Genomic DNA, 14442 nt, shown 5'->3' on the forward strand with positions numbered 1-14442 from the left:
AGTTACCGCTCACCCACCACATACACTTCCGCTACCAGTTCAATGCCAAAGTTTTGTTGAACGGTGCTTTTAATGGTTGCCATGAGGGTGAGGACGTCTTCAGCTGTCGCTTGCCCGGTGTTGACAATGAAATTGGCGTGCAATGTCGAGATTTCAGCTCCGCCTTGGCGAAGTCCTTTCAGTCCAGATGCTTCAATGAGCCTTGCGGCAAAATCATTCGGCGGATTGCGGAACACACTGCCAGCACAGGCAAGTGTCAGCGGCTGAGTGAGTAAACGGCGCTGTTTATAAGCACTCGTAGTGGCCGTAATCTCTTTACGGTCTCCTTGCCCAAGCTCAAACACAGCTCTTACCACAATCCCCTGACGTTCATGAAGACAGGAATGACGATAGGAAAACTCCATCTGCTCTGCATCGAAACGAACCAATTCCCCTGTTTCCAGCACAATGTCAGCTGATTTGAAGATACGTGACACATCCGACCCGTGAGCGCCGGCATTCATATACACCGCTCCGCCTACCGAGGCTGGAATTCCCCCCGCGAATTCAAGTCCGGTGAGACCTTCCCTGGCTGTCAATACGGACAGCTTAATCAGGGAATAAGCGGCGCCTGCATGAACGAACGTGCCATCAAATCGTGCATAGTCGAATCCTTCGCCTAGCTGAAGGACGACGCCTCGGATTCCTTTATCGCTGATCAGCAAGTTGGAACCACGACCGAGATTCGTCCACTGCAATCCATGTTTATGGAGCAAACGAACGACAGCTACGAGTTGCTCTTCCGTTTCTGGAATGATAAGTACATCTGCCGGTCCGCCGATTTTCCACGTCGTAAATTCTGCAAGCGGCTTATTAAAAGAGACACTTCCGGCGTCTATTAGACCCAGTTCCGCCAAAAACTGCTCCATCTCTCGTAAACCTCCTTCTGCGATAGCGCGATTGTCCTCTTCTGGCACTCGTTCTTTCAACCTGGCGCCCCGTATCTGACGGCATGCTAGAAGCTGCTCTGCTCTCAGATGTTGAGCCCGCCGGGTGACGGTCACGATTATGCTGTATACTATGCCTACCTGCATAGGAGTGTGACAATCGCCCAATTGACAGGCACATGTTTATCGTGCCGTTAGTTTTTGTAGTTCTTTCACGATGAGCGCTGCCGATTCCGGCATGCCAAGTGAACGTGCAGCAGCGCTCATCGCCTGCTGCTCTTCCATGCTATTCATGATCTGGGCGATTCGCTCAAACAGCAGCGAACCGCTCAGCTCGCGTTCTACGATCATCTCCGCGGCGCCGACATCGACCAAGCTTCTCGCATTCGCTTCTTGGTGATTATTCGTCACGTTAGGCGAAGGAATGAGGATGGACGGGACGCCAAGCGCAGTCAGCTCTGCCAGTGAAGACGCGCCGGAGCGGCCGACAACCAGACTCGCCGCAGCAAGCACCTCAGCCATATGATGCACGTACGGAAACACCAGCAATGTAGACGGCAGGGAAGGCATCGCGGCCTTCAGCCGGCGCATGGTGTCCTCATAGTAGCTTTCTCCGGTTACAAACACAAAATGGACATCTGGCAGCCGCAGCAGCTGCGGTGCCAAGTCCACCATGACGTCGTTTATCGCTTTTGCCCCGCGGCTTCCGCCAACGAGCAGCACAACCTTGCTGCCCTCGGGGATACCGAGCCGGGAATAGCCTTGCTCTTTGCTTGCGCGGGCGACATTCGTCGCACAAGGATTTCCGGTATAAAGCGTGTTCTTCGCCTTGCTGAACGCAGACAATGCGTCTTTGAAGCTAACCGCTATGGCGTCCGCATAGCGGGATAGAAATTGATTCGTCAGCCCCGCGACCGCATTCTGTTCATGAATGAGTGTCGGGATCCCGAGCTTAGCCGCGGCATAGATGACGGGGCCGCATACATAGCCTCCGGTGCCGACAACGACATCCGGCTTGAACTTTCGCAGCAGCTGCTTGGAGCGCTGTACGCCTCCCAGAAATCGCATAATGGTCTTCACATTCTCGAAGCTCAGCTTCCGTCTGAAGCCTGTTATTTCAACCGGCTCGAATGCAATGCCTTGCGCGGGAACGATCCGGCTCTCAAGGCCATTCGGCGATCCGATGTACAGGATCTGCGAACCCGGCTCCTCCTCCTCTACCTGCTTGCCGATCGCAAGTGCAGGATAGATGTGGCCGCCTGTTCCGCCGCCGGTCAATACGATACGCATCTGTTAAGTCACCTCGAGTAACGGGATATATTAAGTAAAATTCCGAGCGCCGTCAGGAGCAGTGTAAGCGACGAGCCTCCGTAGCTGACGAGCGGAAGTGTAATGCCGGTTACTGGGAGCATCCCGATAACAACGCCGATATTAATAAACACTTGCACGGCAACGATGCCGATAATGCCGACGGCCAGCAGACTGCCGAACGTGTCTGGCGCTGCGATAGCAGTACGCATGCCTCTCCATAGCAGGATGGCGAAGAGCGTAATGATCGCGGCACCTCCGATAAAGCCAAGCTCCTCGGAGAGGATGGAGAAAATAAAGTCGGTTTGCGGCTCCGGCAAGTAGTTGAACTTCTGACGGCTCATGCCCAGCCCGAGACCGACAAGACCGCCTGGTCCGATCGCGTAGAGTGATTGGATCGATTGGTAGCCTGCGCCGAGCGGATCGGCCCACGGATCGAGAAAAGCAGTGATCCGCTGCAGCCGGTATGGTGCGGCGAGAATCAGACCGACGAGGCCTGCTACGCCGACAAGGGCGAGCGAGCCCAGATGTGCCATGCGCGCACCGGCCGTGTAGATGACGAGCAGCGATGCGCCGATCATAACCGCGCCGGTACCAAGGTCCGGCTGCATCATGATAAGGCCAAAGGCAAGGCCGAGAATGCCGAGCGGCGGCAGCAAGCCTTTCGTGAATTGCGTCACTGCTTGCTGCTTCTCACCGAGGAGCTTGGCCAGAAATATAACCATCGCCAGCTTCATGAACTCCGACGGCTGAATGCCGAACGAGCTGATGCCGAGCCAGCTTCGCGCGCCGCCGCGCACAACGCCGATGCCCGGAATAAGAACGATGAGCAGCAGACCGAAGCAAACGAACAGACCGAGCTTCGCCCATTTGCGCCAAATCCAATAATCCGCATTCATGGTGACGATCATTGCGCCGATTCCGAGCGCAGCAAACAACATTTGCCGTTTGACATAATAGAACTTGTCCCCAAATTCATGGAATGCGAGTACCGCACTCGCACTGTACACCATCACAAGACCGATGGCGAGAATTAGCACGATCGAAATAATCATCCACATATCCGGGGCGGACCTGGCTTTTGCCATAGCGCGAACACCTCTTGCAAGCTTAAGTAGGGACAAGCCCCCTACTTACAAGTTATGCGCCGATTGCTTAAAAATGCTCCCCCGCTGCTCATACGATTTGAACATATCCCAGCTTGCGCAAGCAGGCGAGAGAAGTACCGTATCGCCTGACTCCGCGAGCGCTGCTGCTTCGCGGACAGCCAGTGCGAGCGTACTCTCGGCGTCCTCCACAGGTTCGACGACTTTAATCTTCGTTAAACCTGCGAGTTCCGCAACCTTCGCGATTTTCTCCCTTGTTTCGCCAAGCGCCACGACTGCCCTCACCTGTTCGCGGAAATGCGGCAGAAGCTCCATATAGTCGGAGCCGCGATCGAGTCCGCCAGCGATGAGCACAACATTACGCGGAAAAGAGTGCAGCGCGATAATCGTCGATGCCCCGTTCGTCGATTTGGAATTGTTATAATAAGCGACGCCATTACGCTCGCATACATATTCAAGCCGGTGCTCTACGCCATGGAAGCTGCGCAGCGGCTCAAGGAGCTGCTCGGTGCTTGCACCTGCTGCAATGCAGGCTGCGATGGCTGCGAGCGCGTTCGCCGTGTTATGGCGGCCTGGGAGGCCAAGCTCTTCCACCGGCAAAATTTCGTGTGCAGCGCCTTGCTCGTCACGGTAAACGATGACGCGCGGCAGGTTGTCCGCCGGTACAGTCAAGTCCGGCGGATATACCGGCGAGACGAATAGACCGTATGTAAGCTCCTGCGAAGTTGAGAATGGCATCAGCTTCCCACGGATTGCGCCCGAGTTCATCAGCTCTTGGCAGACCGGATCGTCTGCGTTGAGAATGGCGGTATCCGCTGCTTCTTGATTCGCGAACAGTTTCGCCTTGGATGCGACGTAGTCTTCCATGCCGCCATGATAGTCGAGATGCGTCTCAACGACGTTGAGCAGCATCGCAATACGCGGCTGGAATTGGCATGTGCCTTTCAGCTGGAAGCTGCTCAGCTCCGCGACGATCCAATCTGTCGGCTGCGCGGTTTGAGCGGCTTCGCACAGCGGCGTGCCGATATTGCCAGCGACGATCGGGTTCAGCCCTGCTGCTTCAAGCAGCTCGCCGATCCATGTCGTCGTCGTTGTTTTGCCGTTGGAGCCGGTGATGCCAATGATAGGCGCTGGCGAGAGCAGGTATGCGACCTCCACCTCGGTTACAACTTCAATACCCAGTTCAAGTGCTCGCATAACCGGTGGTGACGTATACGGGATGCCCGGGTTCTTCACCACAAGAGCGGTTTGTTCCGTAATGAGCCCTTCCGGATGACTGCCGCATATAACAGAAACACCCAAAGCGTCCAACTCGTCCGCTTCGGGAGATAAATGGCGTTCCTTCATATCGTTAACGGTGACGTTCGCGCCGAGCTTGTGGAAGAGCTTCGCGACGCTGACGCCGCTTCTAGCGAGACCTAATACTACTACGGTTTGATCCTTGTATAAGGATGGGTGCTTCATGTGGTCACTCCCTTAAAAGTTAACATCCCCCTAAATCCCCCTTGGAAAGTGGGACCCCGAGGGCCCGCCCTCTGGACTCCGGATGGTTTAACGTCCAAGATGCAGAGGCGCTCCTACTGGCGTTTGATGAGGTGCTCTAAGTCCCTTGCGGGACTGACTCTACGTACTGCGCGCCCGTGCTACCTGGACGTACGTCTGACGAACGTCCGGGCAGCACAGGCGCGTTATACATTTCGGATGGCGGATAGATCGCTTTCGTCCCTTGCAGGACACGCTTCCTGTTCGCGCGTGAAAGTTAGTTTGTCGGCAGCTAGCGCCGCCTCGTCCCTTACGGGACCCAAAGAACAAAGACTACAAGCATGGGCTCTGCGCGCCCACCTTACTACCGGCCCAAGATCAAACCAACAGCCGCAAGCACAATCCCTACGAACCAGAACGAAGTAACGACCTTCCACTCCGACCAGCCCGACAGCTCAAAATGATGGTGGATCGGACTCATTTTGAAAATCCGCTTCCCTCTCAGCTTGAACGAACCTACCTGCAGGATAACCGAGAGCATCTCCAAAACGAACACGCCGCCAATAATCACAAGCAGAATCTCTGTTTTCGTCAAAATCGCAACTGCCGCCATACCGCCGCCTATTCCCAGCGAGCCCGTATCGCCCATGAACACTTTCGCAGGATGCGCGTTGAATACAAGGAAGCCCAGCATCGCGCCGATCATCGTTGCCGAGAAGATCGCCGATTCATGCTCGCTCGCATGCAGTGCAAGTATCGCAAACGCCGCGAACGCAACCGCGCCTGTCCCTGCCAGCAAGCCATCTACACCGTCCGTAAAGTTGACCGCATTGGTCGTACCGAACAGCATAATGACGACGAACACGTAGTAGAACCAGCCGAAATCAAGATGAGCCGATGTGCCCGGGATGCTGACGACCGTACTGTGGTGCATCTGATGAAGCAGTATACATATAATAACGGAAAATAGCAGCTGTCCAATTAGCTTCTGCATCGCAGTAAGGCCCAGCGACCGTTTAAATACGATTTTGATATAATCGTCCAAAAACCCGACAAGTCCGAAGCCCAGCGATGCAACGAGCAGCACCCAAAACTCCGACGTCTTATCCGAAAACTTCAGAAACGCCAGCAGCACGGCAAGCATGATGATAATGCCGCCCATCGTCGGCGTGCCTGATTTCTTTAAATGACTTTGCGGGCCGTCTGTACGGATCTGCTGACCGAACTTAAGCCGTCTCAGCAGCGGGATGAACAAAGGTCCGAACAAAATCGCAAGCATGAAGGAAGCGCCGATAGACAGAAGAATGACCTTTACGTCCATATTTTCACCCCTACACGCTTTGCAGACTATGGACGATTTCTTCCATGCGCATGCCGCGTGATCCTTTCACCAATACGAGATCCTCCGGCGCAAGCTGCGCGCGGAGCCATTGTGCAAGTTCATTTTTATCTTCGAACGCACGCACTTGCTTTTCCCCCTGAGCAGATGAGCTTCCCTCAAATTGCTTCGCAGCTTCTGATGCCGTATGCTGCGAGAGCGGGCCGTATGTAAGTACGGCGTCCACTTTGTCCGGCGTCGCGTACGCGCCGATTTCACCGTGCATCTCCGCTTCGTCCGGTCCTAGCTCCAGCATATCGCCGAGTACGAGCCACTTGCGTCTGTAGCCGGATAACCCTGCAAGCAGGTCAATCGCCGCACGGACAGCCGTCGGATTCGAGTTGTATGCATCGTTGAGCATCATTGCTCCATTATACGCACGAACGGGCTGGGTGCGCATGCCGGTCAGCTTCAGCCCATGAATTCCTTCGCGAATCGCCTCGTCTGGCACGCCAAATTTCTTGGCTGCTGCAATCGCCGCCAAGACATTAGATACATTATGTGCGCCCGCGACCGGGAGTGCAATACGCTGGAGCCTATTTTGGCCCTTCACGTCAAACTTCGAAGAAATCGCATCGCCCGTCACCGCTTCGACTGTCCACTCATTGTCGCTGCCGAGACCGAACGTTTGCACCTCTACGCCTTCTGGAAGCGTCGTCTGCTTCATTCCCTCATGGAGCAAAGGCTCGTCGCCATTAATAAGCAGCAAACCGCCTGGACGCAGCCCTGCGACAATCTCCAGCTTCGCCTTGGCAATGCCCGCACGCGAGCCGAGCTGCTGCATATGCGCATCGCCGATATTCGTAATGATCGCGACGTCCGGCTTCGCGAGACGAGTCAGAAGATCGATCTCGCCGAACTCGCTCATCCCCATCTCAAGCACAACCGCATCGGCATCTTCACTCAGATCGAGCAGCGTGAGCGGCAAGCCGATATGATTGTTGTAGTTGCCGTCTGTCTTGTGCACGCGAAAAGCGCCCGACAATACGGCAGCGACCATATCCTTCGTCGAGGTTTTGCCATTGCTGCCGGTTACGCCGACAACGCGCAGGTTCAGCGCGTCCCGGTACGAAGCGGCAAGCTGCTGCAGTGCCTCTGTCGTATCGTCAACGAGTACGACAGGCACGTTCGCAAGCGCCTCAGGAAGCTCTTTATCCCGCTGCCACAGCGTGCCTACTGCCCCGCCTTCTACACCCGCGGCTGCAAAATCATGCCCGTCGAAGTTCTCGCCTTTAATCGGAATAAACAGCTGGCCTGGCGTTACTTTGCGCGAATTAATCGTAACGCCCGCCACTGCCGGATCTCCGGCGCTAATATTTGCTATCGTTCCGCCGCACATCGCGGCAATCTCGCTAATCGTTCTTCTAATCACTATGAAAGACTCCTTATCGCTTCTTTAGCCACTTCGCGATCGTCGAAATCATGCTTGACTCCGCCGATATCCTGATACGTTTCGTGGCCTTTCCCCGCAATTAATACTACATCGTCAGGACCAGCCATTTCAACCGCTTTTTGTATGGCAATCCGGCGGTCTGCCTGCAGCTCATAGCGATCGTTCGCAACTTCATGCTGGATAAGTCCAGCTTCCACATCGTGCAGGATGCGAATCGGGTCTTCCGTGCGCGGATTATCCGAAGTAATGAAGCAATAATCCGCATAGCGCGCGGCGATCTGCCCCATCAGCGGACGCTTCGTCCGATCACGGTCGCCACCGCAGCCAAACACGCAGATGATACGTCCCGCAGCGAATTCTTTGACCGCAGCCAGCACATTTTCCAAACCGTCCGGCGTATGCGCATAATCAACGATAACCGCGAACGGCTGCCCGGCCTGCACTGCTTCGACTCTTCCCGGTACGCCAGGCAGCGACTCCAAGCTCTTCTTGATCTGCTGCAGAGGAATGCCTTCGATGAGAGCAGCGCTAATCGCACACAGCGCGTTGTAGACGTTATACTTGCCCGCCATGCGCAGCGTAATATCGGCAGAGCCGGCAAACGTATCGACATGGAAAGTAGTTCCGTGCGCCGTAATGCGCACCCCGCTCGCGCGTACGTCTGCATCATGGTCAAGCCCGTACGTGATGACTTCCGCGGCTGTCACGCTCGCATACTTAGGCGAAGCTTCATCATCGGCATTGAGAACGGCATATAATCGATCTTCCGGAGCTGCTCCGAATTCGTTGCCAAGCCGAGAGAACAGCAGACTCTTGGCAGCGGCATACTTCTCCATCGTCTGATGATAGTCGAGATGGTCCTGCGTAAGATTCGTAAAAATCGCGGTGCGATATCGGCTCCCCTTCACGCGCCCTTGTTCCAATGCGTGCGAAGATACTTCCATGACGCAGTAATTGCAGCCGCTATCAACCATAGAAGCAAGCGAGCGCTGCAGCTCCAGCGCTTCCGGCGTCGTTCCTGACATCGGAAATACGTTGCCGGCATAACGCATCTCCACCGTTCCGATTACCCCTGGCGAGTGGCCTGCATCGCGTAAAATCCGTTCAATTAAGTATGTCGTCGTCGTTTTGCCATTCGTACCCGTAACCCCGATCAGCTTGAGCCGTTTGCTTGGCTGACCGTAATAATAATCGGCAATGGCGGCCATCGCATGGCGACTGTCCTTCACCACAATTTGCGGAATCGGCAGATCAAGCAGCCGTTCGACGACAAGCGCCGAAGCTCCCCGCTCCAGCGCCTGCGCCGCAAATTGATGGCCATCTACTTTATGTCCCCGCAAACAGATGAACAGCGCCCCTGCTGTCACTTGGCGGGAATCGATCTCCACGCTGCTAATTTCCGCTGAACCCTCTCCGACAAGCACGGCAGTGAGCAGCAAAGCGGCCAATTGTTCCACTCGCATCATCGCAACTGTCCCCTCCCATGAGCAGTTCAAGCTGCGAAGCCTAAGCCCGTTAGAGAAGCGGCTTCATGCGTTCATACGCAGCCTACTTCTCTATCTATACTCAGTATTGTCAAGGAACATTGCTTTCATCATCGTCTTTTGCCAAATAAATCCGAATGGTTGACCCTCTGTCGACACGGGTTCCCGGCGCCGGCGACTGCCGGATAACGGTATCGCCGCTGCCTGCGGAAGAGAGATTGAAGTTCATATTGAGATCCTCATAAATATCAGATACGGTCTTGCCTACGAGGTTCGGAACTTCCACGATCGGCGTCTCGCCGTACTTGTACTCTTTGCTAATTTGCTGCTTTCTAGGTTCAACCCCCATGTAAGGGAGCGCATCTGCCAAGATATTATGGACAATCGGAGCGGCAACAACGCCCCCGAATTGGATGCCCTGCGGATTATCGACAGCGACGTAGACGACGATCTTCGGATCATCCGCAGGCGCGAAGCCGATGAACGATACGATATGTTCGTTCGGCGAGTAACGGCCGTTAATAACCTTCTGCGCGGTACCCGTCTTGCCGCCTACACGGTATCCGTCGATGAACGCGTTGCGCCCTGTACCCTTGGCTACGACGCTCTCCAGCGCTTCCCGCACCTGCTTGCTCGTATCCTCGGAGATGACCTTGCGGACGACTTCCGGCTCGACTTTGCTGACCGTCTCTCCCGTCTCCGGATTAATGAACGCTTTGGCGACATGGGGCTTATACAAAGTACCCCCATTGATCGCGGCTGAAACAGCGGTGATCTGTTGAATCGGCGTTACCGACACCCCTTGACCGAACGCAGTTGTCGCAAGCTCGACCGGTCCAACCTGGCTCATCTTGAACATGATGCCGTTCTCTTCGCCGTTCAGATCGATGCCCGTCTTCTTGCCGAAGCCGAAATTTTTAATGTAATCGAAAAGCTTCTCTTTGCCAAGTCGGTTGCCAAGGGCGACGAAGCCCGGGTTACAGGAGTTCTGCACCACTTCGAGGAAGGTTTGGCTGCCGTGGCCGCCCTTCTTCCAGCAGCGAAGCCGCGCGCCGCCGATCTCAACTGCTCCTGGATCGAAGAAGGTATCTGTTTTCAAATTGACTTTTTTCTCTTCGAGTGCCGCTGCGAGCGTGATGATTTTGAATGTGGAACCAGGCTCGTATGTCATCCAGATCGGCAGGTTCCGGTTATAGATTTGCGGATCAACCTCGCGGTACTTATCGGGCTCGTACGTCGGTCTGCTCGCCATGCCGAGAATTTCCCCGTTGCTCGGGTCCATCGCAATGGCGATAATGTCGTCAGCTTGGAACTTGACCATCGCCTGGTCGAGCTCGCGTTCCATGATCGTTTGAACTTGCTTGTCGATCGTGAGCTCCAGATTAAGCCCGTCCTTCGGCTTCAAATACGTATCCGCCGAGCCCGGCATCTGGTCGCCCTTGTTATCTGATAGGTACGAAATATTGCCGTTAATGCCTTTGAGCTGATCGTTATACTTCGCCTCAAGGCCGGTCAAGCCTTGGTTATCGATTCCTGTGAAACCAAGCACGTGGGAAGCGAGGCTGCCCATCGGGTAGTAGCGCTTGTTGTCTTCAGCGACAACGATGCCAGGGAGATTCAAGTCACGGATTTGCTGCGCCTTCTCCGGTGTAATTTTGCGGCCGCCCGGCTGAATCCGGACGATAAGCTGCTTCTTCTTGATCGTTTTGAAAATCGAATCTTCCGTCATGCCGAGCACACCCGACAGCTTGAGCGCCGTTGTCTGTGCATCTTCAATCTGCGCAGGAATTGCCATGATCGTCGGTGAGCTTATATTATACGCAAGCATGGAACCGTTTCGGTCCAAAATCTCGCCCCGCTTCGCCGAGAACGGAATTTCCCTGCGCCAGGAATCCTCCGCCTTCGCCGACAGCTCGCCACCCTTGTACAACTGCACATAGCCAAGTCTCACAGCCAGCGAACCGAATGCGAGAACGCCAATGAGAAGCGCCGTAAACAACCGGCGCCTGATTGTGACGCTTGATACTTTCATGTCGTGCACCTCCGAATAGCTCGCTCGGCACGGACAGTACCGGGGAGCTATTCGGAGAGGTACATGCCCGCTTCGCCCGTCATTCTCGATGGTCACTCCCGTTGTGCTTCGCACAAAAGTCGTTCCCATTCGAGAATGCCGGAGCTGCGCTCCGTACCTTTTCGCTGCGCTCATCCAGATAGGCCATACCTCGCTTCGGCAGAACACAAAGCAGGCCCTTGTCCGACCGTTCCTAATCCAAGCCTATTCGCAGAGGGAGGGGGTTAGAACAAGCTGTGCCGAGAGATCCAATAACGATCTCTCAGTGCAATAATCGCGCCAGTTCTCCGCTGAGAGCGCGATTTCGGCACTCTCAGCGCTGTGAACTTCATGAATTGGCCGGTTACTTGGATTGAGAGAGCCAATAAGGAACTCTCAGTACAATAATTACGCTATTTCTCGGTTGAGAGTGCAATTTTTGCACTCTCAGCGCTGCGCCTGCAACTTTGCTGGTTTTTCGTGCTGAGAGCGGCTTTTGCCTCTTTCGGTTCCACTTGTGCGCCAGCTTATTTGTTTTGTATGCTTAGAGCCGAATTCTCAGACGACAAGCGACCAAAAATGAAAACCGAGAGATCATTACGATCTCTCGGTTTCGAATACATCCTGGATTTGAACGAGCTAAGCCACCATGTCCTACCTACTCGCTCTTTTTGTCTCCAGCTCCAACCTCGTTGTTGTCGCCAGAAGCATTATCGTCCGACTGCTGTTCCACTTGCTCCTTCGGAGGAGACAGTACCAGCTTCAGCAGCTTGGTGCCTTTTTGATCGGCTAGCGTCTGCGAGGTGACGAACCCTTCACCCTGCGTGACGCACTTGATCTGCAGCACCGAACACATTTCCAGCGCATCGCGGAGCGATAGGCCGGTCATATTCGGCACAGGCAGCTTGCTGCGGTCCTCGGTCAGCAAATAGATACGCTGATACGGACTTACTGGCGAGCCTGCCTTCGGAATTTGCTTCAGCACGGTCTGCCCTTTGCCGACCGTCTCGTATTCCAGCTTCTTCGCCTTCAGTTTATCCGACGCTTCCTTCACGCTTACATTTTGAACATCCGGAACCGCAATCGTTTGCTCCTTGTACTCCTGCTCATTCGTCGTCGTCTTTACGGCTGTTACCGGATCAACGCCCATATGACGAAGGCTCTGCGACACGATTTGTTTAAAGAGCGGCGCCATTACGGTACCGCCGGCAGCCATACGGTCATTCGGCTCGTCCATTACGAGATAGAGCACGATCTTCGGATTGCCGACAGGCGCAAAACCGATGAAAGAGATAACATACTTGTCTTCGGAATACTTGCCGTTAATAACCTTCTGCGCTGTGCCTGTCTTACCCGCTACGCGGTAGCCCTCGATATACGCTCTGCGGCCGGTACCGATTTCTTGGTCGGAGACGACCTGTTCCAAATACTCGTCGACTTGATTCGCCGTCTTCTCCGAGATGACTTGGCGAACCACCTGCGGCTTAATGACTTGCACTTTCTTCGTAACCGGATCTTCGATCTCTTTCACCAGATGCGGAACGAGCAGCTTGCCGCCGTTCGCTACTGCCGCCACGGCAGCGACCTGCTGAATCGGCGTAACTTGAACTCTACCTTGACCGAACGCAGCCGTCGCAACCTCCGTCGCGTAGTTCGGATTGAAGCTGATATCGCCTTTCACTTCACCCGGAAGCTCGATGCCCGTCTTCTGATTGAAGCCGAACTTCAAGATATAATCCATCAGTTTGTCTGCCTTCAGACGCTCATAGCCGAGCTTAACGAATGCAACGTTACTCGAGCGCTTCAAGCCTTCCAGAAACGTAATCGTTCCCCAACCGTTGCGCTCGATATCGTGAATCGGCTTGCCCGGAACTTTGATGACGCCTGATTTGTACAGCTCATTCGGATTGAACATACCTTCTTGAACAGCCCCGGATAGCGTAACAATCTTAAACGTAGAACCTGGCTCGTACAATGATTTGATCGAATGATCATAAAAGTTCTCTTGCGGTGCGGTCCAGTACGAATTTGGATTGAAATCCGGCATGTTCGCCATTCCAAGAATCTCCATCGTTTGCGGGTCAGCTGCAATCGCTGTAATACTCTTCGGCTTGTATTTATCGTAGGTTTCTTTCAACGCTTCTTCGATGTAATGCTGGATTTCGGTATCGATCGTCAGCTTCACATTCTTCCCGTCTACCGAAGGCGTGAAGCTCACTGTCCCATTGTCCAAAATAACCCCGTTGCCGTCACGTTCATACTTGATATGGCCTTCCTCGCCGCGAAGCTCTTTATCCAGCGACGCTTCCAACCCCATGATAGCTTTGCCGTCTTTATCCTCGTAACCGAGAACATGAGAAGCGAGATCACCTTTCGGATAGAATCGTTTCTTCTGATCGATCAAGTAGATGCCGACATCCTTCTGCCCGGTCTGCTTCATCAGATCGTCGCGGAATTTCACGATGCGATCGGCGACCGACTTGTCGATCTTCCAGCCTTCCTTCCGAACCTCGCGCTGCTTATAATACTCGCCGTTCTTCTGTTTCTCGTCCAGCAGCTGATGAAGCGAGCTCTGGGATTTGCCAAGCACGACATTCAGCTTATTCACGATGACATCTTCGAGCTTCAGCGTATGAATGACTTGCGGATTAAGCGCGACCGTATATGCGGATACATCCATCGCCAGCACATTGCCATCCCGATCCGAGATCGTCCCTCGCACCGGTACAAGCGTCTCCGACTTCGACCATATCTCTCGCGCTTTCTCTGTCCAGAAGTCGGCTTTAACAACCTGAACCCAATAGATTCGTCCGACTAGGGAAAGAAAAAGGAGGGTGATAAACCCTCCGATCAGCAGTGTTCGTAGTTTTATTCGTTTCGTCATAACCGCTCACCTATTTCTGTGCGCTTGCGAGCGGAGTATCTTTGCTATCTGGTAACGTGATCTTCAAAGTATCGCTCTTTGAAAGTCCCATATCGATAGCTTCTTGTTGAAGCTTTTGCGGATCGTTCATCTTCGCGTACTGGGCCTTCAAATCTGCCATCTGCACAACGAGTTCATCATGCTGCTTCGACAGCTGCTTAATTTGCAGCTCCATCTGATAGATTTGGGCATAACGGAAAATAATGACACCGGCGACGACAACACATACGAGGATCGTGAACATGTACAGCAGTTTCTCTTGAACAGGCAGCGACTTGCGCCGCATGACGACCTTCTTGGTCTCACGAAACTGCGGCTGCTGATTCGGACTCGTTTTGCGCTTCGGCTGGAGCGCCAGGTTACCATTTACATAAGCCAATGCTATATCCTCC

General features: G+C 54.2%; 10 protein-coding genes. All 10 read right to left on the bottom strand.

The annotated features are described in order from the left end of the window. Nucleotides 1–2: 2 nt before the first annotated feature. Nucleotides 3–908 (bottom strand): UDP-N-acetylmuramate dehydrogenase, encoded by a 906-nt coding sequence (gene murB / locus A8990_RS31360; RefSeq protein ID WP_181909367.1) that lies wholly within the window; start codon nt 906–908, stop codon nt 3–5. Between the two features lie 201 nt (nt 909–1109). After that, nucleotides 1110–2216: an undecaprenyldiphospho-muramoylpentapeptide beta-N-acetylglucosaminyltransferase gene (murG, locus tag A8990_RS02520; RefSeq protein WP_116187448.1), complete on the bottom strand. Its 1107-nt coding sequence runs from the start codon at nt 2214–2216 to the stop codon at nt 1110–1112. A gap of 8 nt (nt 2217–2224) precedes the next feature. Beyond that, complete coding sequence (spoVE, locus tag A8990_RS02525) at nt 2225–3322, bottom strand: stage V sporulation protein E (protein ID WP_116187449.1); 1098 nt, start codon at nt 3320–3322, stop codon at nt 2225–2227. Nucleotides 3323–3367: 45 nt separating this feature from the next. After that, nucleotides 3368–4804 carry a UDP-N-acetylmuramoyl-L-alanine--D-glutamate ligase gene (gene murD, locus A8990_RS02530; RefSeq protein ID WP_116187450.1) on the bottom strand — a complete coding sequence of 479 codons (1437 nt, stop codon included), beginning with the start codon at nt 4802–4804 and terminating at the stop codon, nt 3368–3370. 382 nt (nt 4805–5186) lie between these two features. Continuing rightward, entirely contained in the window at nt 5187–6143 is a 957-nt protein-coding gene (gene mraY / locus A8990_RS02535; RefSeq protein WP_116187451.1) for a phospho-N-acetylmuramoyl-pentapeptide-transferase, read from the bottom strand. Between the two features lie 10 nt (nt 6144–6153). Continuing rightward, the gene (locus A8990_RS02540; protein ID WP_181909368.1) at nt 6154–7572 is read right to left on the bottom strand and encodes a UDP-N-acetylmuramoyl-tripeptide--D-alanyl-D-alanine ligase; all 1419 of its coding nucleotides are present in this window, start codon (nt 7570–7572) and stop codon (nt 6154–6156) included. Next, entirely contained in the window at nt 7572–9056 is a 1485-nt protein-coding gene (locus A8990_RS02545; protein ID WP_116187620.1) for a UDP-N-acetylmuramoyl-L-alanyl-D-glutamate--2,6-diaminopimelate ligase, read from the bottom strand. Before A8990_RS02545 ends, A8990_RS02540 begins: the two co-directional genes overlap by 1 nt. 112 nt (nt 9057–9168) lie before the next feature. Continuing rightward, nucleotides 9169–11109, bottom strand: a complete 1941-nt coding sequence (locus tag A8990_RS02550) for a stage V sporulation protein D (protein ID WP_116187452.1) — start codon at nt 11107–11109, stop codon at nt 9169–9171. Nucleotides 11110–11785: 676 nt separating this feature from the next. Next, a complete protein-coding gene (locus A8990_RS02555; protein ID WP_116187453.1) occupies nt 11786–14011 on the bottom strand; it encodes a penicillin-binding transpeptidase domain-containing protein in 2226 nt (741 codons plus the stop codon). Between the two features lie 10 nt (nt 14012–14021). After that, nucleotides 14022–14429: an FtsL-like putative cell division protein gene (locus A8990_RS02560; protein ID WP_116187454.1), complete on the bottom strand. Its 408-nt coding sequence runs from the start codon at nt 14427–14429 to the stop codon at nt 14022–14024. Nucleotides 14430–14442 lie beyond the last annotated feature (13 nt).

Source organism: Paenibacillus taihuensis, assembly GCF_003386535.1.
GTDB classification, from domain to species: domain Bacteria; phylum Bacillota; class Bacilli; order Paenibacillales; family Paenibacillaceae; genus Paenibacillus_Z; species Paenibacillus_Z taihuensis.

Bases quoted from the DNA above. Each gene is read 5' to 3' on its own strand.
- murB (WP_181909367.1), bottom strand. From the start codon at position 908: ATGGAGCAGTTTTTGGCGGAACTGGGTCTAATAGACGCCGGAAGTGTC.
- murG (WP_116187448.1), bottom strand. From the start codon at position 2,216: ATGCGTATCGTATTGACCGGCGGCGGAACAGGCGGCCACATCTATCCT.
- spoVE (WP_116187449.1), bottom strand. From the start codon at position 3,322: ATGGCAAAAGCCAGGTCCGCCCCGGATATGTGGATGATTATTTCGATC.
- murD (WP_116187450.1), bottom strand. From the start codon at position 4,804: ATGAAGCACCCATCCTTATACAAGGATCAAACCGTAGTAGTATTAGGT.
- mraY (WP_116187451.1), bottom strand. From the start codon at position 6,143: ATGGACGTAAAGGTCATTCTTCTGTCTATCGGCGCTTCCTTCATGCTT.
- A8990_RS02545 (WP_116187620.1), bottom strand. From the start codon at position 9,056: ATGCGAGTGGAACAATTGGCCGCTTTGCTGCTCACTGCCGTGCTTGTC.
- A8990_RS02550 (WP_116187452.1), bottom strand. From the start codon at position 11,109: ATGAAAGTATCAAGCGTCACAATCAGGCGCCGGTTGTTTACGGCGCTT.
- A8990_RS02555 (WP_116187453.1), bottom strand. From the start codon at position 14,011: ATGACGAAACGAATAAAACTACGAACACTGCTGATCGGAGGGTTTATC.